This window comes from Streptomyces sp. NPDC048290, assembly GCF_040652095.1.
GTDB lineage: Bacteria > Actinomycetota > Actinomycetes > Streptomycetales > Streptomycetaceae > Streptomyces.
Window position 1 is genome coordinate 69,588 of the sequence record NZ_JBEZLM010000013.1, and the last position, 16,338, is coordinate 85,925.

Here is a 16,338-nt window from a genome sequence, read left to right on the forward strand (position 1 = left end):
TCAGCCCTCAGCGCACGGTCACCGGACGGCGGACCGATGGCGGACAGGTCAGCGCTCAGCGCACAGCCCCCGGACGACCGGTCGTCGGCGGACAGATCAGCCCTCAGCGCACGGTCACCGGACGGCGGACCGATGGCGGACAGGTCAGCGCTCAGCGCACAGCCCCCGGACGACCGGTCGGCGGCGGACAGGTCAGCCCTCAGCGCACAGTCGCCGGACGGCGGGCCGGTGGCGGTCGGGTGGTTCATGGCAGCACCTCCTGCGGCGGGCCGGTCAGCCGGCCGCGTGGCGCTGGCAGGTGACGCAGTACCGGGTGTACGGGAGGATCTCCAGCCGCTCGGCGGCGACCGGCTTGGCGCAGCCGACGCACCGCCCGTACGAGCCGTCCTCGACGCGGGCGAACGCCTCGTCGATCTCGGTGAGCACCCGGCGCACGGCCTCGGCCTGCACCGCCATGAGCGGGTCGGCGGCGTCACGGTCGGTGCCGTCCAGCGCGTGCAGTTGGGCGAGGCGGCTGGTACGCGCGTGGTCGAGGCGCAGACGCGCCTCGTGGACGCCCGGCCCGGCGGCACGGGATCCCTTCCGGGGCTCGGGGGACCCGGACACGGTCCGGTCCTCGGTCGGCTGCCCGCTCGGGGTGGTGTCGAGCGCCACGGCGGCTCCTCTCTCACGGCGCGGTACGCGCGGCGACGGCCGTCCGCGATCCCGCCCGGCGGCGGACCGGACGGCCTCGTCCTGGTCCACTGTGCGTCCTCGCGCCCGCCGTTCCCATCGGGCGCGGACCCCATTTCGCGGGGGACGCGATGCCCATACGACGCCCGCGCCGCATGGCACCGCGGATCACCCGGGGCGCCCGGATGGGTAGCCCGTGACCTGGGAAATGGGGGTTGGACCCCATCGACGCGCGGGCCCGCGACGGGGCACGGTGAGGTCCGGGGCGCACCCCTGCACCAGGGCAGGAGGGGCGGCCCCCCTGGAAGGAGACGTGTCCCGGTGTCGCTGTTCTGGCGGATCTTCGGGCTGAACGCCGTGGTGCTCGGCGCCGCCACCGGGCTGCTGCTGTGGGCGCCGGTGACGGTGTCGGTACCGGTGCTGCTGACCGAGGCGGTCGTGCTGGTCGGCGGGCTCGGGGTGATGCTGGTCGCCAACGCCGCCCTGCTGCGCTGGGGTCTGGCCCCGCTGGGCCGGCTGACCCGGCTCATGGGCACGGTGGATCTGCTGCGCCCCGGTCAGCGGCTGCCCGTGCCCGGCGCCCCGCGCGGGCGGGACGACGGCCGGTCCGGGGGCAGGGGCGGGGGCGGTGAGGTCGCCGAGCTGATCCGGACGTTCCACGCGATGCTGGACCGGCTGGAGCACGAGCGGGCCACGTCCAGCGCCCGTGCCCTGCTGGCGCAGGAGGCGGAGCGCCGCCGGATCGCCCAGGAGCTGCACGACGAGGTCGGCCAGGGCATGACCGCGATCCTGCTGGTGCTCAAACGGGCCGCCGACGACGCACCGCAGCCGCTGCGCGCGGAGTTGCAGCAGGTCCAGGAGATCACCCGGGAGAGCCTGGACGAGGTACGGCGGCTGGTGCGCCGGCTGCGGCCCGGGGTGCTGGAGGACCTCGGCCTGGTCAGTGCGCTGACCTCGCTGACCGGGGACTTCGCCGCGCACACCGGGCTGCGGGTGGTCCGCCGCTTCGACCCCGACCTGCCCGCCCTGGAACCGGAGACGGAACTCGTGCTGTACCGGGTGGCGCAGGAAAGCCTCACCAACGCCGCCCGGCACGCCGACGCCACCCGGGTCGAGGTCGCTCTGCGCCGGGCCGGAGAGGCGCTGGTGCTGGAGATCGCCGACGACGGCCGGGGCGTCGAGGCCGCCCACGAGGGCGCCGGAATCCGCGGGATGCGGGAGCGGGCGCTGCTGGCCGGGGCCGCCCTGGACATCTCCTCGGCCCCGGGCTCCGGTACCCGGGTCCGGCTCACCACCCCCGTCCCCGCGCGCAGAAAGCAGCCGTGACCATGCCCGACCCGCTCCTCCCCCCGTCCGCGCCGTCCGTGTCGTCCGCCCCGCAACGCCCCATCCGTATCCTGCTGGCCGACGACCACGCGCTGGTCCGGCGCGGAGTGCGGCTGATCCTGGACCGGGAGCCGGACCTCGAAGTCGTCGGCGAGGCGGGCGACGGGGCCGAGGCGATCGAGGCGGCCCGCGCTCTGGACGTCGACCTCGCCGTCCTGGACATCGCCATGCCCCGGCTCACCGGCCTCCAGGCCACCCGCGAACTGAGCACCCTGGTACCGGGTCTGCGGGTCCTGATGCTGACGATGCACGACAACGAGCAGTACCTGTTCCAGGCGTTGAAGGCCGGGGCGTGCGGCTATGTGCTGAAATCGGTGGCGGACCGGGATCTGGTCGCCGCCTGCCGGGCGGCGATGCGCGACGAGCCGTTCCTGTACCCGGGTGCGGTGACCGCGTTGATCCGCAGCTATCTGGACCGGGTGCGGCACGGCGAGGAGAATCCCGGGCAGGTGCTCACACCGCGCGAGGAGGAGGTGCTGAAGCTGATCGCCGAGGGGCATTCGTCGAAGGGGATCGCCGAGATCCTCGTCATCAGTGTGAAGACCGTGCACCGCCACCGGGCCAATCTGCTGCACAAGCTCGGACTGCGGGACCGTCTCGAACTGACCCGGTACGCCATCCGCGCGGGGCTGGTGGAGCCCTGACGTCCACCCGGCCCGCGCCCCCGCGCCCCGCCCGCCGTGCCGGACCGTCCGGCGGGCGGCGTCTCGCGGCGACGCTCGGTGCCCTGCTCGCCGTCCTCCTCGCGGTACTGCCCGGCACGCTCGCGGCCGATACGGCGGTGCCCGGCACGGGTGTGCGGCACACGGAGTCCGCGCCGCGCGCCGACGAACCGTGTGTCACCGGCTGCGCCGCGCCCGCCCGCGGAACCCGTCACGACCCCTCCGGTGAGCGTCCGTCCGCACTGGACCAGCACGCCACCGATCCCCGCCGCCCGGTGCCCGCCCCCGTCGGCACCGGCCCCGGCGCGGCACCGTCCGCCGCTCCCCCGCTCTCCTCGGGCCCGGCGGCGCAGCACCGCGGGCGGGCGCCTCCGGCCCGCCCCGGCAGCTGACAGCACCACCTTCCTGTTCTTCCCCCCCTTCTTCCCCCCCTTTTCCGCTTTTCCGCGCCCGCGGCCCGGCATACGCATCCATGCCCGGCCGCCGTGGCGTGGGTTCCGCCTGCCGGAGGCATCGAATTGACCCGTCGTCATCACGGGCAGCGGCTGCGCGCGCTGCTCGCCCTCGTCGTACTCGCCGGTTCGCTGGCGATCGCCCTCACCGTGCCGATCCGTCTGGGACTCGATCTGCGCGGCGGCACCCAGATCGTGCTGGAGACCCGGTCCACCCCGACCACCGAGGCCGACCGGGCGGCCACCGACCGGACCCTGGAGGTGCTGCGCGGCCGGATCGACGCACTCGGCGTCGCCGAGCCGACCCTCGTCCGCTCCGGGGACCGGCGGATCATCGTCGAACTGCCGGGCGTGCAGGACCCGGAGCAGGCCGCCGAGGTCCTCGGCCGTACGGCGCAGCTGACCATGCACTCGGTCCTGGGCCCGGCCGACCCGTCGTCCCCGCAGGGGGAGACGGCCGGCGGGGAGCGTGTCCTGCCCGACGAGTCCGGGCAGCGTCTGCGGCTGGAGGCCGCCGGTCTCACCGGTCAGGACGTCGAGGGCGCCGACGCCCGGTTCGATCCGCAGAGCGGCACGGGCTGGCATGTCACCGTCGACTTCAGCGACTCCGGCCAGGACCGCTGGACGGCGCTCACCGCCGAGGCCGCCTGCCATCCGGCCGGGGACCCGCAGCGCCGGGTCGCCATCGTGCTGGACGACAAGGTCATCTCGTCGCCGCAGGTCGACCCGTCGGTGGCGTGCGGCGCCGGAATCCCCGGCTCCTCGACCCAGATCACCGGCTCGTTCAGCGACACCGAGGCGCGTGAACTGGCGCTGCTCATCTCCGGCGGCGCCCTGCCGGTACCGGTGGAGACCATCGAGCAGCGCACGGTCGGCGCCACCCTCGGGGACGCGGCGATCTCCGCCGCCGCCTGGGCCGCCGTCATCGGCACCGCGCTGACCGCGCTGTTCATCATCGTCGTCTACCGGCTGCTGGGCCTGCTCGCCACGGTCGCCCTGGCCTGCTACGGCCTGATCTCGTACGCGGCGCTGGCCGCGCTCGGCGCGACGCTGACCCTGCCCGGTCTGGCCGGGTTCGTGCTGGCGATCGGGATGGCGGTGGACGCCAATGTGCTGGTCTTCGAACGGGCCCGGGAGGAGCACGCGGCCCGTCGCCGCCCGAGTCCGCGCTCGGCGCTGACGGCCGGTTTCCGGGGCGCGTTCAGCGCGATCGCCGACTCCAACGTCACCACGCTGATCGCGGCCGGGCTGCTGTTCGCGCTGGCCTCCGGTCCGGTGCGGGGCTTCGGGGTCACCCTGGGCATCGGTGTCCTCGCGTCCATGGTGAGCGCGCTGGTGATCACCCGGCTGCTGGCCGAGTTCGCGGTGGGCCGCGGGCCGGTCCGGCGCAGGCCCCGGATCAGCGGCATCGCGGACCTCGGCTGGGTACGGCGGTGGCTGACCCGGCGTGATCCGTTCCTGATGCGCCGGCCGCGCCGCTGGCTGGCGGTGTCCGCCGCCGCGCTGGTGCTCGCCGGGTCCGGGGTGCTGGTGCGCGGCCTCGACTTCGGGATCGAGTTCACCGGCGGGCGGCTGATCGAGTACCGCACGAGCAGCCCGGTCGACCCGGACCGGGCCCGCGCCGCGCTCGCCGACGCCGGGCTGGACCGCGCGGTCGTCCAGGCGTCCGGGGACGGCGCGGTGACGGTACGGGCCGAGGACCTGTCCGACGCGGACGCGGCCACCGTGGAGCGGACCGTGGCCCGGCTCGGCGGCGCCACCGAGCAGGTGCGGGACGAGATGATCGGCCCCAGCCTGGGCGAGGAGCTGCGCCGCAACGCGCTGATCGCGCTGGGTCTGGCGCTCGGCGCGCAACTCCTCTACCTCTCCGTGCGCTTCCGCTGGATGTTCGCGGTCGGCGCGGTCGGCGCGCTGGCGCACGACGTGGTCGTACTGCTCGGCGTCTTCGCCTGGCTCGGCAAGCCGATCGACGGGCTGTTCCTGGCGGCGCTGCTGACCGTGGTCGGCTACTCGGTCAACGACTCCGTGGTGCTGTTCGACCGTATCCGTGAGCTGCTGGGCCGCGACCGGGCCACGTCACCGGCCCGGCTCACCAACCGGGCGATCCTCCAGACGCTGCCGCGTACCGTCAACACCGGCATGGGCGCGGCGATCATCCTCGGCGCGCTCGCCGTCCTCGCCGACGACGCCCTCACCGATTTCGCCCTGGCCCTGCTGATCGGCCTGGCGGTGGGCACGTACTCGTCGGTGTTCACGGCGTCACCGCTGACGATCGTCCTGCACCCGGAGGGGCCCCGCAAGGCGCCCGCCCCGACGCGGGACGGCGAGCGCCGCAAGGTACCGTCCGGCCGCGCCTAGCGGTCCCGGCGCCCCGGTCGGGAGGGTGCTCGGCCGGGGGGCCGACGGTCACACCCTCCCGGCCGGAGGCTGCTCGGCCACGCCCAGCGGTCACGTCCCCCCGGCGGGAGGCCGCACGGCCGCGCCCAGCGGTCACGTCCTCCCGGCCGGAGGCCGCACAGCCACACCCAACAGCCACATCCCCCGGGCCGGAGGCCGCACAGCCACGCCAAGCACTCACGCCCCCCGGCCGGGAGCCCGCTCGCAACCCAGGTGGTACCCCGCGTCCCCCGGACTACCACCACGGAGGTACCCCGGTGTCCGCCCTGGTCCGTCGCGCCGCCGCACGCCCCGCGGCGAGCCTGGTCGCATGAACCCGATGTCCCCTCCCGCGCCCTCCCTCGCCGCCCGGCTGCGCGCCCTGAACCGGCCCCTGGTCGGGCTGCTGGTCGCCGTCGCGCTGGTCCGGCCGCTGTTCTCGGTCACCGGTCTCTCCGACGCCCTCGGGAAACCGGCTGCCCCGCTGCTGCTGACCGCCGGTATCTCGCTCACCTGGATCCTGGTGGTGGGCCTGCGCCGCGACCCCGAGCCGCTGCTCACCCCGATCGCTGCGGGCGTCGGGTACGCGGTGGCGGTGACCGTGCTCAGCGGCGTCCTGTCCCCGCTGCTCCTGGGCCGCCTGGAAGGCCCGCTGGCCCGGCCGTACGCGATCGTGCCGCTGCTGCTCACCAACATGGTGTGGGGCGCGGTGTGCGGGGGTCTCGCGCTGGCGGTGCGGCGGGCGCGCGGCGCCCGGTGAGCCGGTGACTGCCCGAGTGGGCGGCGGGGCTGCTCCTTCGACGCCGGTGCCGGGCGGCGCATTGACGCCGTGCCGGGCGGGGGCGACGATGAGGGCCGCCGTGCCGGGCGGGACGGAGGGATCGGAGAGCGTACGCGGTGACCGACGGACTCGCACCCGACGACTGGGCCGCCCCGCTGCCCGGGGCGTACGGCCCGCTGTGGGCGCGGCTCACCGAGGGGGTGGCCGCCGGGCACTACCCGGAGGCCGTCGCCGCCGCCGACCGTCTTGAGTCGGTGCTCGGCCGGGACTTCGGCCCCCTGCACCCGTACACCGTCAACACGCTGACCGTGCGGGCCTGGCTCGCCCTGCTGTCGGCGCCGCGCACCCACGCCTGGGCGGAGACGGCCGCGCATCTGGTGGAGACGACCCAGCGGCGGCGGGCCGCCGAGGCACCGGACGAGGAGACCCACCGGACCCTCAGGAACGCCCACGCCGTATGGACCGTCCTGACCCGCCGCGACCCGGGCACCGCCCGGGAACTCGCCGCACTGCTGCTGCCGTTGCTCGCCACGCTCCCCGCGGAGGAGGAGCGCCACCGCTGCGCCACGGCGGTGGCCCGCTGGGTCGACGGGACCGGGTCGGAGCACGGCGACCGGTGAGTCCGGACCCACCGGGGCCGTCCGAGGGACACCGGGACCGGGACCGGGACCGTCGTCGCGCGGGGCCGGTCCGCGGGTCTGCGGAGAGCCCCGGACCGGCATCCAGTATGTACAAGGGAAAATCCAGTTCATCAGTACGCAAATCGATCACTGAATCGGTGGAATCCGCCGAGAAACCGGGGCGCTTGGCGATCTAGCGTCGGATGCGACGGGGGCCGCACGCAGCAGAGAGGCACTTCGCAGCCATGTCCCTTCCGCAGACCGACGTCAAGCCCACCCGCACATCCCGCACCGGGCGCGACAGCACGTACGACAGTGAGAGCGACGGCGAACAACGCGGCGGGATCAGCTCCCCGCTGATCCCGTCGGACCTCTTCCGGGACGTCGCCCCGCCCCTCGACGAACTGCCCGAGACGGCGTCCGCGCCCGATCTGATCTACCGGCGCGTCCGCGACGAGCTGATGCTCGACGGCAACGCCCGCCTCAACCTCGCCACCTTCGTCACCAGCTGGATGGAGCCGCAGGCCCGCCAGCTGATGGCGGAGACGGCGGAGAAGAACCTCGCCGACCGCGCCGAGTACCCGCAGATCACGGCCATGGAGGAGCGCTGTGTCCGGATGCTGGCCCGGCTGTGGCACGCGCCGCGCCCGGACCAGGTCCGGGGCTGCTCCACCACCGGCTCCAGCGAGGCCGCCATGCTCGGCGGGCTCGCCCTCAAGCGCCGCTGGCAGCAGCGCCGCCGCGCCCAGGGCAAGGACACCGCCCGCCCCAACCTGGTGATGGGCGCCAACGTCCAGGTCTGCTGGAAGAAGTTCGCCAACTACTTCGAGGTGGAGCCCCGCTACGTCCCGATGGAGCCGGGCCGCTACCACCTCACGCCCGACACCCTCACCGCCTACTGCGACGACCACACCATCGGCGTCGTCACCGTCCTCGGCTCCACCTTCGACGGCTCCTACGAGCCCGTCGCCGACATCTGCCTCGCCCTGGACGGCTACCAGGCCGCCACCGGCACCGACATCCCCGTCCATGTCGACGGCGCGTCCGGCGCGATGGTCGCCCCGTTCCTCGACCCGGGCCTGATGTGGGACTTCCAGCTGGAGCGGGTCGCCTCCATCAACACCTCGGGCCACAAGTACGGCCATGTCTTCCCGGGCCTGGGCTGGGCCCTGTGGCGGGACGCCGCCGCCCTCCCCGACGACCTGGTCTTCGAGGTGGACTACCTGGGCGGCAGCTCCCCCAGCTTCACCCTCAACTTCTCCCGCCCCGGCGCCCATGTCGTCGCCCAGTACTACAGCTTCCTGCGCTACGGCTTCGAGGGCCTGCGCAATCTGGCCGCCCAGAACCGGACGACGGCCCGTGCCCTCGCCGCCCGGATCAGCGCCCTCACCCCGTACGAGCTGGTCACCGACGGCTCCGAACTCCCCGCCTTCGCCTTCCGGCTGACCCCCGGCACACCCGGCTTCACGGTGTTCGACGTGTCCACCGCCATGCGGGCCCGCGGCTGGCACCTGCCCGCCTACTCCTTCCCCGCGCCCTGCCAGGACGTTTCCGTCCTGCGGCTGGTCGTCCGCACCGGGTTCACCGCCGAACTCGCCGGCATGTTCATCGCCGATCTGGCCGATGTCACCCGGCGGTTGCGGACCGCTCCCGCGCACCTGACGGCGACCTGACGGCACGGTGACGGGCGGGCGGCCCCCGTACGCCGGGGAACCCCCGTACGCCGGGGAGCCGCCGTACTCCGGGGAGCCGCCCGCCCGTCCGCCGTACGCGGTTCAGTGCCCCGCGACCACGCCCGACAGTTCGTTGGTGGCGTGCGGCAGGGTCACCGAGGCGGTCTTCTTCCCGGTGTCCAGGTCGACCGCGTGCAGCGCGCGCTCACCCGGCTCGGAGACATACGCCATGTGGCCGCGCACGAACAGGGTCGGCCGGGCCTGCTGCCAGTCCAGCGGCTCCTGCCACTCGCCCACGACCGGGATCTTCTTCTCGATGTCCCCCGTCACCGGGTCGACGACCCGCAGAGCGCCGTCGGTGCCCAGGACGAGCGCCTCACCGTGCGGGCCCCGTCCCAGCGAGCGGAAGGAGTAACTGGCGCCGAGGTCGACCAGGCGCAGCGACGCCTTCTCGGTGTCGATCAGGGAGATCCGCGTGGGGCGCTCCAACTCGGCGTCCGGGTCGGTCTTGTAGTCGCCGAGCAGCACCGGGGACGCGTCGCTGCCGGACTGGTTGCCGATCCGGCCGTAGTCGTCGGGGGCGTCGACCTTGGTGAAGGCGCCGTCCTGGTAGATGAGGACGCCGTCCTCGCAGCCGACGGCGACGGCCTCGCCCTGGGCCGCGGCCTCGCCGTGCACCCCGGGGCAGTTCTCGGCGCGGGCGATCTCCTTCCCGTCCTTGTCCAGGACGAGCGCCCCGGTGCGGGTCTCCTCGGTGCCGACGGTGCTGAGCAGCTCACCGTTGCCCAGCTCCACGGCGACCCCGTGGTGCGGCTCGGCGGAGGTGTACGTCCGGCTCTCGGGCTTGCGTCCCTCGGCCAGGTCGGCGGGGTCGAACACGACGACCTCGCCGGTGCCGTCGGTGAACAGCACCGTACGGCCCGCGTGGCGCACCACATGCCCCGGCTTGGCCCCCGGGTACTCGATGCCGGTGAACTTCTGGGCGGTGGCGTCCAGGACCCGGAATCCGGCGTCCGTGGAGACGATGACATGGTCCGCGTCACCGGCCGGGTTGACCCGGTTGAAGCCGGGCAGCTCGATGGTGCCGGCCACCTTGAGGGTGTCGCCGTCCAGGATGTGCAGTCCGCCGTCGAAGGTGGCCACGAGCGGGTTCGCGACGGGCGCGGCGCTCGGCGCGTTCTTCGCCCGGGTGTCGGACGACGGCTTGTCGTCGGAGCCGGAGCCGCCTCCGCAGGCCGTCAGTACGGCGGCCACCGCGAGGGCGAGCGCGGTCCCCTGAACGGCTCTGCCGCGTGCGGCGCGTATCGAGGTGTGGGTGTTCATGGGTGGTGTGTCCTTTCCGTGCCGCGCGCGACGGGGCGGCGGCGTTCGAGCGGGATGGTGGAGGGAGAGAAATGAGCCAGGGCCGAAGCCACCCGGCTGTCAGCCGGTCAGTCCGTCGGTCATGGCCGTGGTGTTGGCGCGCATCATCCGCAGATAGCTGTCGGCGCCCCCGCCCTCGGCGGTCAGCGACTCGGAGTACAGCTCGATCACCCGGACACCGCCGCCCAGTTCGCCGTCGAGCACCTCGGCGAGCCGGGTCGGCTGGGAGGAGTCGGCGAACACCGTGCGCACCCCGGCCTCCTCCATCGCCAGGGTCAGCGAGCGCAGATCGGCCGAGCTGGGCGAGGCGAGGGTGGTGCCGCCGGGCACGACCGCGCCGATCACCCGGAAGCCGAACCGGTCGGCGAGATAGCCGAAGACATGATGGTTGGTCACCAGCGCCCGCCGGTCCTCGGGGATACGGTCGAAGGACGCCGTCATCCAGGTGGCGAGGTCGGCGAGACTGCGGTCGTAGCGGTCGGCGTTGGCGCGTATCGCGGTGCCGTCCACCCCGTCGACATGCTCGATCACCTGGTCGGCGATCAGCCCGGTGGCGGTGCGGACCCGGTCGGGGTCGGTCCAGAAGTGCGGGTCGGGCTCCCCCGCCCCGCCGTCGCCCGTGGCGCCGAAGGTGAGCGGATCGACCGACCGGCCCACCTCGAAGGTGGCCACGCCGGACTCCCGGGCCGCCGCCACGTGCCGCAACACGTTCTCCTCCAGGCCGAGACCGTTGAAGACGACCAGGTCGGCCCGCTCCAGCTCGGCGGCCTGCACCGCCGACACCCCGAACGAGTGCGGATCGGCGTTGGGCTTCATCAGCACGGTCACCTCGGCCTCGGCGCCCACTATCTGCCGGGTGATGTCACCGAGGATGTTGGTGGTGACCACGATCCGGGGCTGCTCGCCCCCACCGGCACAGGCTCCGGCGCCGATCACGACGGCCATCGCCACCAGGGTCATCAGCAGCCCGCGCACCCGGGCCACGGCCACCCGCACCCGCCGCTTCGCCCGTCCCGCGCTCATCGTCCGGTCTCCGCCATCAGACGCGGCGCGAGATCCAGCGCGAAGGTGCGCGCGATCCGCAGCCCGTCCGCGTAGTCGATCTCCAGCACCCGGCGGCCGTGCGGATCGTTGACGTACGCCCGGCTCCGGTCGACCTCGATGACCGGTGCGGCCCCGTCGCCCGGCGTCACCAGCCGCTCGGTGCGGGCGACTTCAGTGCCTTGGGCGATGTCGAGGGCGCGCAGTGTCCCATCGGTCCGCAGCACCAGCAGCGGGGAGCCCTCCCCGGCGGTGTTCGCGGCGAGCACCGGCCCGGTCTCCACCCGGGTCCAGGTCCCCTCGCCGACATCCAGCACCCACACGGCGTCGTCCCCGGCGGGCGCGGTGAGGGTGTCACTGCCCGGCCGGTGCCGGAAGGCCCCGGCGCGCTCGCCCTCGGGGACCTTCCGGTCGTAGGGGATCTTCTCGACGGTGAGGGCGCCGTCCCGTTCCGCGATCAGCAGCGCCCCGTCGGCGCAGCCCAGCACCACTCCGCGCCGGGTGACGGCGTCGCCGCGCGGCTCGGCACACACCGCGTCCGGCGCGTCGGCCTTCCGCCCGGCCCGGTCGAGCACGACGAGCCGTGCCGCCCCGCCGCCCGCACCCGCCTCCAGCGCCACCAACTGTCCGGCGTACGGGACGACGGCACCGGTGTACGTCCCCGGCAGGGTGCTGGGTTCGCCGATCCGGCCCTTCTCCAGCTCGGTCCGCTGGTAGAGCGCGGCCCGTCCCCCGCCGTCGGTCATGACGGTGACGGCGGCGTCGGAGCGCACCTGGGCGGTGTCGCCCGCGGGGAGTTCACCGACGTCCCGGACCGCCGCGCGGTAGTAGTGGACGTGGTCCCCGTGGTCCACCATCCAGGTCCCGCCGTCGAGCACGCCGATGGCCCGGGAGGTGTGCAGGAACCCGAACCGCCCGTCCGTCCCGATCCGTACGGCGTCCCGCACCGGGGCCGTGTCGTGCACCTCGCCGGTGATCAGGTCGAGGACCTGGGTGGCGCCGCTGCCGGGGTCGTTCAGCAGCAGCCGGGACTGCTGTTCGGCGGCCTCCTGGGCGCCCTCGACATAGCCGTGCGGGGTGGCGGTACCGGTGTCGGCCGGGGGTCGGTCGTCGTCCGGTGTGCCGTCGCCGGGCGCGGCGCAGGCCGTACCGAGAAGGGCGGTCAGCAGGAGAGCGGCGAGGGGCCGGGTGCGGGGCGGGGGCGTCGGGGGTGCCGCGGCGGGCGCGGCCCGCGAAGTGACACTGCGTCGGACGGACAGGACGGTCATCGCCTCGGGCTTCCTTCTATGGGTCGGGTGTGCGGTGGGGGGGGCTTCACGCGGAGGGGCTTCGCGGGGGGGGTGACTCATCCGTGGGGGGGGTGACTCATGCGCGGGGTTCCGGGGTCGCTTCGCCGGTGGGGCGGGCCGAAGTCGGGTCGGCGCCGTTCCGGCGTGCCCCCCGTGCCCGGTGCCACAGCAGTGAGCCGGTGTGGGAGAGGAAGAAGAGGGCCACGGCGAGCGCCGAGACGGTCGCCCCCGCGGCGGTGCCCAGATGCCAGGAGAGCAGCAGCCCCCCGAAGGTGGCGGCGGCGCCGGTCAGCGCGGCGAGCAGCATCACCGCGCGGACACTCCGCGCCCAGGGCAGAGCGGCGGCGGGCGGCGCGATGAGCAGCCCGAGCACCAGCAGGGTGCCGACGACATGGAAGGAGGCGACGATCGCGAGGCCCAGCAGCCCGAGCAGTACGGCGTGCGCGAGCCGGGGCCGCAGCCCCAGCGTGTGGGCCTTGCGCGGATCGAAGGCGAGGGCGAGGAACGCCCGGTGTCCGAGGACCGCCACCGTCAGCGCCGCGAGCAGCGCCACGGCCAGCAGCACCACGTCCCGCTCCCGGACGGCGAGGACGTCCCCGAACAGGAAGCCGGTCAGGTCGACCGCGAACGACTGCGACCGGGACACGATGATCACGCCGAGCGAGAGCATCCCGACGAACAGCAGCCCGATACCGGTGTCCTGGGACACCTTGGGCGCCCGCCCCAGCGCGGTGACGCCCGCCGTCATGACGGCCGCGCTGAGCACCGCGCCGATCAGCGGGTTGCCGCCCAGCAGCGCCGCCAGCGCGACCCCCGGCAGCAGCCCGTGGGACATGGCGTCGCCGAGGAACGCCATTCCCCTGAGCACCACCCAGGTCCCGGCGAGCGCGCAGATCGCGGACACCAGGATTCCGCCCCACAGGGCGCGTTGCACGAAGGTCACCTCGAACGGGGCCGTCAGCCACTCCATGCCGGTGACACTACAATGAAAATCATGTTCAAAAAACCGCCCCAGGGGCCCGGGAATGAGCGGGACACGACCGCACACCTCTCTTTCACCGATCTGTGCGCCGGATACGACGGCCGTCCGGTGCTGCGCCAACTCAGCGCCGACATACCGGCGTTGGCGACCACCGCGCTGGTCGGCCCGAACGGCAGCGGAAAGTCGACGCTGCTCGGTGTGCTGGCCGGTGTGATCCGTCCGACATCGGGCACCCTCAGCCGCCGGGACGGCTCCGCCCCCGCCTTCGTGCCCCAGCGCGCGGCCGTGCCGGACGCGCTGCCGCTGACCGTGCGGCAGACGGTGGAGATGGGGCGCTGGGGCGAGCGCGGACCGTGGCGGCGGCTGACCCGCCGGGATCACGCCCTGGTGGACGAGGCCCTCGACCGGCTCGGGATCGGCGCCCTCGCCGGCCGTCAGCTCGGCGCGCTCTCCGGCGGGCAGCGCCAACGCGCCCTGATGGCCCAGGGGCTGGCCCAGGGCTCCGCGCTGCTGCTGCTCGACGAACCGACGACCGGGCTCGACCCCGAGGCCAGGGACCGGATCGCCGGGCTGCTCGGGGAACTCGTCACCGACGGGGTGACGGTCGTCCAGGCCACCCATGATCTGACCGCCGCGCGCGCGTCCGACGCGTGTCTGCTGCTGCGCGACGGACGGCTCGTGGGACAGGGCCGCCCGGAGCGGGTGCTGACGGCGACCGCACTGGCGGAGGTGTGGCAGCCGATGTGACGCGCGGCGCGGCGGGGGGCTCCGCTCGGTCACGGGTGGAGGCGCTGGTGGAGGCACGGGTGGAAGCGCTGGTGGAAGCGCGGATGGAGACGCGGGCGGAGACGCGGGCGGAGACGCGGCGCGGGCTGGCGCCATCCGGAGCCAATCTGGCCGGGAATCGCCCGCGAGAGCCGCTCTCCGGCGACTGGAAGCAGCGCCCGAGCAGGACCGCCGACCGCCTCCCAAGGCCCGTTTCACCTGGCCAAAGGGGTGGGGGACGACCGCTGCGCCGGATAGGTGCCGCGCGGCGCAATCAGCGTGCCATCATGGTTCCATGGAACTTGGAGTGTACGTCGAGAGCCTGCGTGAGGAGCTGGTCGCGGCGTCCTCGGCGGGCGACGCCGAGACCCGCGCGGTGGCCGAACGGCTCGTCGCTCCCCTGGAGTCGTCCGTCCGGCTCACGCTGCTCAATGTGCTGTCCGCCGCCGCCGAGGAGATCACCCAGGGGCTGGCCCCCGGCTCGGTGGATCTGCGGCTGCGCGGGATGGAGCCGAGTTTCGTGGTGACCCCGCCCGCCGCTCCGGGGGGCGGCGCCGAGGACACCGCCGACACACCGGAGGACACGGCGGGCGAGTGGTCGGCGGCGGCGCTCGGCGGCGCCTCGGGCGGGGCCACGGCCCGGATCAACTTCCGGCCGCCGCAGGAGATGAAGGAACAGATCGAGGAGGCGGCGGCCCGCCAGGGCATCTCGGTCAACGCCTGGATGGTGCGGGCCTCCGCCGCGGCCCTGGCCAGCAGCAAGCGCACGCCGCGGGGCAAGCAGCGCTTCGACGGGTGGGTGCAGTAGGACCCCGGTCCGTTCCTGGCCGGGGTGCGCGGGCCGCGCCCCGGCTATGACCGGGGCGCAGGGGCCGCGCCTCGGATTCACGACCAGGGTGCGCGGGCCGCGCCCCGGTTCCTGGCCGGAGTGCAAGGGCCGCGCCTCGGATTCACGCCCGGGGTGCGCGGCCCGCGCCCTGGTTCACGAGGCGCGGAGCAGCGTGATGTCACCGAAGGCGGTGTGGCCGCGTACGGTGATGCCCTCCCCGGGCGACTCGCCGGTGCTCTCCAGCATGTTGTGCACCCGTCCGTACCCGGTGCTCAGCTCCAGTTTCGCCGGGCGGCCCGCGCCGATGCCGATCTCCAGATCGCCGTTCGCGGTCTTCAACACCACCGCGTCACCGGTGACCTCGCCCAGGCGGATGCCGCCGTTGGAGGTCTCGGCGTCCGTGCGGGAGCCGAGGACGTGGTCGACGGCGATGTCCCCGTTGGAGCTGCGGATCTGAAGGTCGCCGGTGACCCGGCCGATGTCGGTGTTGCCGTTGGAGTTCTTGACCGTGAGGGCTCCATCGACCTGGCCGACGCGGATGCGCCCGGTGGAGGTGGCGACCTCGGCGTCACCGTCGACCCGGCCGACGGTGACATGTCCGGCCGAGGTCCGCAGCCGCAGCGGGCCGGTCCGGTCGACCTGGAGATGACCGGTGGACGTCTTGAAGAAGCACTCGCCGAGCCGGCCGGTGCAGCGCAGATCCGCGACCGGTGCCTCGCCGCGCAGCCGTGAGCCGCTGGGCAGCGAGATCGTCAGATCCACCGAGTGGGTCTTGCGGGAGAACCCCATCGCGCGCGGCTTGGGGGTCCTGATCGTCAGGACGCCGTCGGCGAACCCCACGGTCGTCTGCTCGGCCGCCTTCACGTCCGAGGCGTCGGTCTCGTCGGTCGGCCGTACCTCGACGACGGTGTCGGCGCGGTCCTCGGCGGTGATCCGCACATCGCCGACCGCGCCGACGTCGATCCTGAGGCTGATCGGCTCAGGAGTGTCGAAAGCGGGCATGGCTTCCCCTTCTCATGCGCTGGGCGGGCGTCCCGACGGACCGGGACGGAGGGCTGCCGGTCACACCGCAGCCGTCCGCGGACGAACCTACCCTGGTGGCGCCATTATGGCGCAGGTCGTTTCGTGCTCCGCACGCTCGGGCTGCCGGGGCGGACGACGTTCCTGGAGCGGGTCGGCGCGCCAGGATGGCGCCATGGACCGTCGACCGGGTCGGCCGGTGCCCCTCGGCCGTGCCGCGCGCGCGACGGCACCTGCGTCAGAACCGGGCCAGGCCCGTCGGCAGGTGCCGTCGCGCACGGGGTGACGGCGGGGCCGGCGGGCCCGCAGGGGAGGGAACGGGCCCACCGTCGTCGACCGATCGTCAGCGCCCCACCGTCACCGGTCGGCGGACATCAACGCCCCACCGTCACCGGTAAGCGGACGTCAACGCCCCCACCGCCACCGGT

16 protein-coding genes are annotated in these 16,338 nt (G+C 74.1%); 9 read left to right on the forward strand and 7 right to left on the reverse strand.

Translation table 11 applies throughout. From position 1 onward, the window contains the following. Positions 1-248 (reverse strand): hypothetical protein (locus AB0D49_RS23040; RefSeq protein WP_362760367.1); only part of this gene is annotated, 248 nt, incomplete at its 3' end. 25 nt (positions 249-273) lie between these two features. Further along, positions 274-606 carry a TraR/DksA C4-type zinc finger protein gene (locus AB0D49_RS23045; RefSeq protein WP_362760856.1) on the reverse strand — a complete coding sequence of 111 codons (333 nt, stop codon included), beginning with the start codon at positions 604-606 and terminating at the stop codon, positions 274-276. Positions 607-993: 387 nt separating this feature from the next. Here AB0D49_RS23045 and AB0D49_RS23050 point away from each other — a divergent pair, with 387 nt between their 5' ends. The 7 genes from AB0D49_RS23050 to AB0D49_RS23080 all read left to right on the forward strand — a co-directional run bounded on the left by AB0D49_RS23050 (position 994) and on the right by AB0D49_RS23080 (position 8,622). Continuing rightward, positions 994-1,998, forward strand: coding sequence for a sensor histidine kinase (locus tag AB0D49_RS23050; protein WP_362760370.1), 1,005 nt, complete (start codon positions 994-996; stop codon positions 1,996-1,998). A 2-nt stretch (positions 1,999-2,000) separates the two neighbouring features. Beyond that, positions 2,001-2,702: a response regulator transcription factor gene (locus tag AB0D49_RS23055; RefSeq protein ID WP_362760373.1), complete on the forward strand. Its 702-nt coding sequence runs from the start codon at positions 2,001-2,003 to the stop codon at positions 2,700-2,702. A gap of 137 nt (positions 2,703-2,839) precedes the next feature. Beyond that, positions 2,840-3,112, forward strand: a complete 273-nt coding sequence (locus AB0D49_RS23060; protein WP_362760376.1) for a hypothetical protein — start codon at positions 2,840-2,842, stop codon at positions 3,110-3,112. Between the two features lie 126 nt (positions 3,113-3,238). Beyond that, entirely contained in the window at positions 3,239-5,530 is a 2,292-nt protein-coding gene (gene secD, locus AB0D49_RS23065; protein WP_362760377.1) for a protein translocase subunit SecD, read from the forward strand. A 349-nt stretch (positions 5,531-5,879) separates the two neighbouring features. Next, positions 5,880-6,308 carry a hypothetical protein gene (locus tag AB0D49_RS23070; RefSeq protein WP_362760380.1) on the forward strand — a complete coding sequence of 143 codons (429 nt, stop codon included), beginning with the start codon at positions 5,880-5,882 and terminating at the stop codon, positions 6,306-6,308. A 137-nt stretch (positions 6,309-6,445) separates the two neighbouring features. Beyond that, positions 6,446-6,949, forward strand: a complete 504-nt coding sequence (locus tag AB0D49_RS23075; protein WP_362760383.1) for a hypothetical protein — start codon at positions 6,446-6,448, stop codon at positions 6,947-6,949. A 245-nt stretch (positions 6,950-7,194) separates the two neighbouring features. Further along, on the forward strand, positions 7,195-8,622 hold the full coding sequence (locus AB0D49_RS23080) for a glutamate decarboxylase (RefSeq protein ID WP_362760386.1): 1,428 nt from the start codon (positions 7,195-7,197) through the stop codon (positions 8,620-8,622). 102 nt (positions 8,623-8,724) lie between these two features. Here AB0D49_RS23080 and aztD read toward each other — a convergent pair whose 3' ends face one another. From aztD to aztB, 4 genes are all read right to left on the reverse strand, one after another. Beyond that, complete coding sequence (aztD, locus tag AB0D49_RS23085; RefSeq protein ID WP_362760389.1) at positions 8,725-9,945, reverse strand: zinc metallochaperone AztD; 1,221 nt, start codon at positions 9,943-9,945, stop codon at positions 8,725-8,727. A 99-nt stretch (positions 9,946-10,044) separates the two neighbouring features. Beyond that, positions 10,045-11,007 (reverse strand): zinc ABC transporter substrate-binding protein AztC, encoded by a 963-nt coding sequence (gene aztC, locus AB0D49_RS23090; RefSeq protein ID WP_362760392.1) that lies wholly within the window; start codon positions 11,005-11,007, stop codon positions 10,045-10,047. Then, on the reverse strand, positions 11,004-12,293 hold the full coding sequence (locus tag AB0D49_RS23095) for a hypothetical protein (protein WP_362760395.1): 1,290 nt from the start codon (positions 12,291-12,293) through the stop codon (positions 11,004-11,006). The genes aztC and AB0D49_RS23095 overlap by 4 nt, the downstream gene beginning before the upstream one ends. A 97-nt stretch (positions 12,294-12,390) precedes the next feature. Beyond that, positions 12,391-13,284: a zinc ABC transporter permease AztB gene (aztB, locus tag AB0D49_RS23100; protein ID WP_362760398.1), complete on the reverse strand. Its 894-nt coding sequence runs from the start codon at positions 13,282-13,284 to the stop codon at positions 12,391-12,393. A 24-nt stretch (positions 13,285-13,308) separates the two neighbouring features. On the opposite strand from aztB, the gene aztA reads away from it, so the two are divergent. Together aztA and AB0D49_RS23110 are read left to right on the forward strand one after the other, a co-directional pair. After that, entirely contained in the window at positions 13,309-14,043 is a 735-nt protein-coding gene (gene aztA / locus AB0D49_RS23105) for a zinc ABC transporter ATP-binding protein AztA (RefSeq protein WP_362760401.1), read from the forward strand. Between the two features lie 313 nt (positions 14,044-14,356). Next, on the forward strand, positions 14,357-14,869 hold the full coding sequence (locus AB0D49_RS23110) for a hypothetical protein (protein WP_362760404.1): 513 nt from the start codon (positions 14,357-14,359) through the stop codon (positions 14,867-14,869). Positions 14,870-15,043: 174 nt separating this feature from the next. On the opposite strand, the gene AB0D49_RS23115 is transcribed toward AB0D49_RS23110, so the two are convergent. Next, the gene (locus AB0D49_RS23115; RefSeq protein ID WP_362760407.1) at positions 15,044-15,892 is read right to left on the reverse strand and encodes a DUF4097 family beta strand repeat-containing protein; all 849 of its coding nucleotides are present in this window, start codon (positions 15,890-15,892) and stop codon (positions 15,044-15,046) included. Positions 15,893-16,338: the final 446 nt, after the last annotated feature.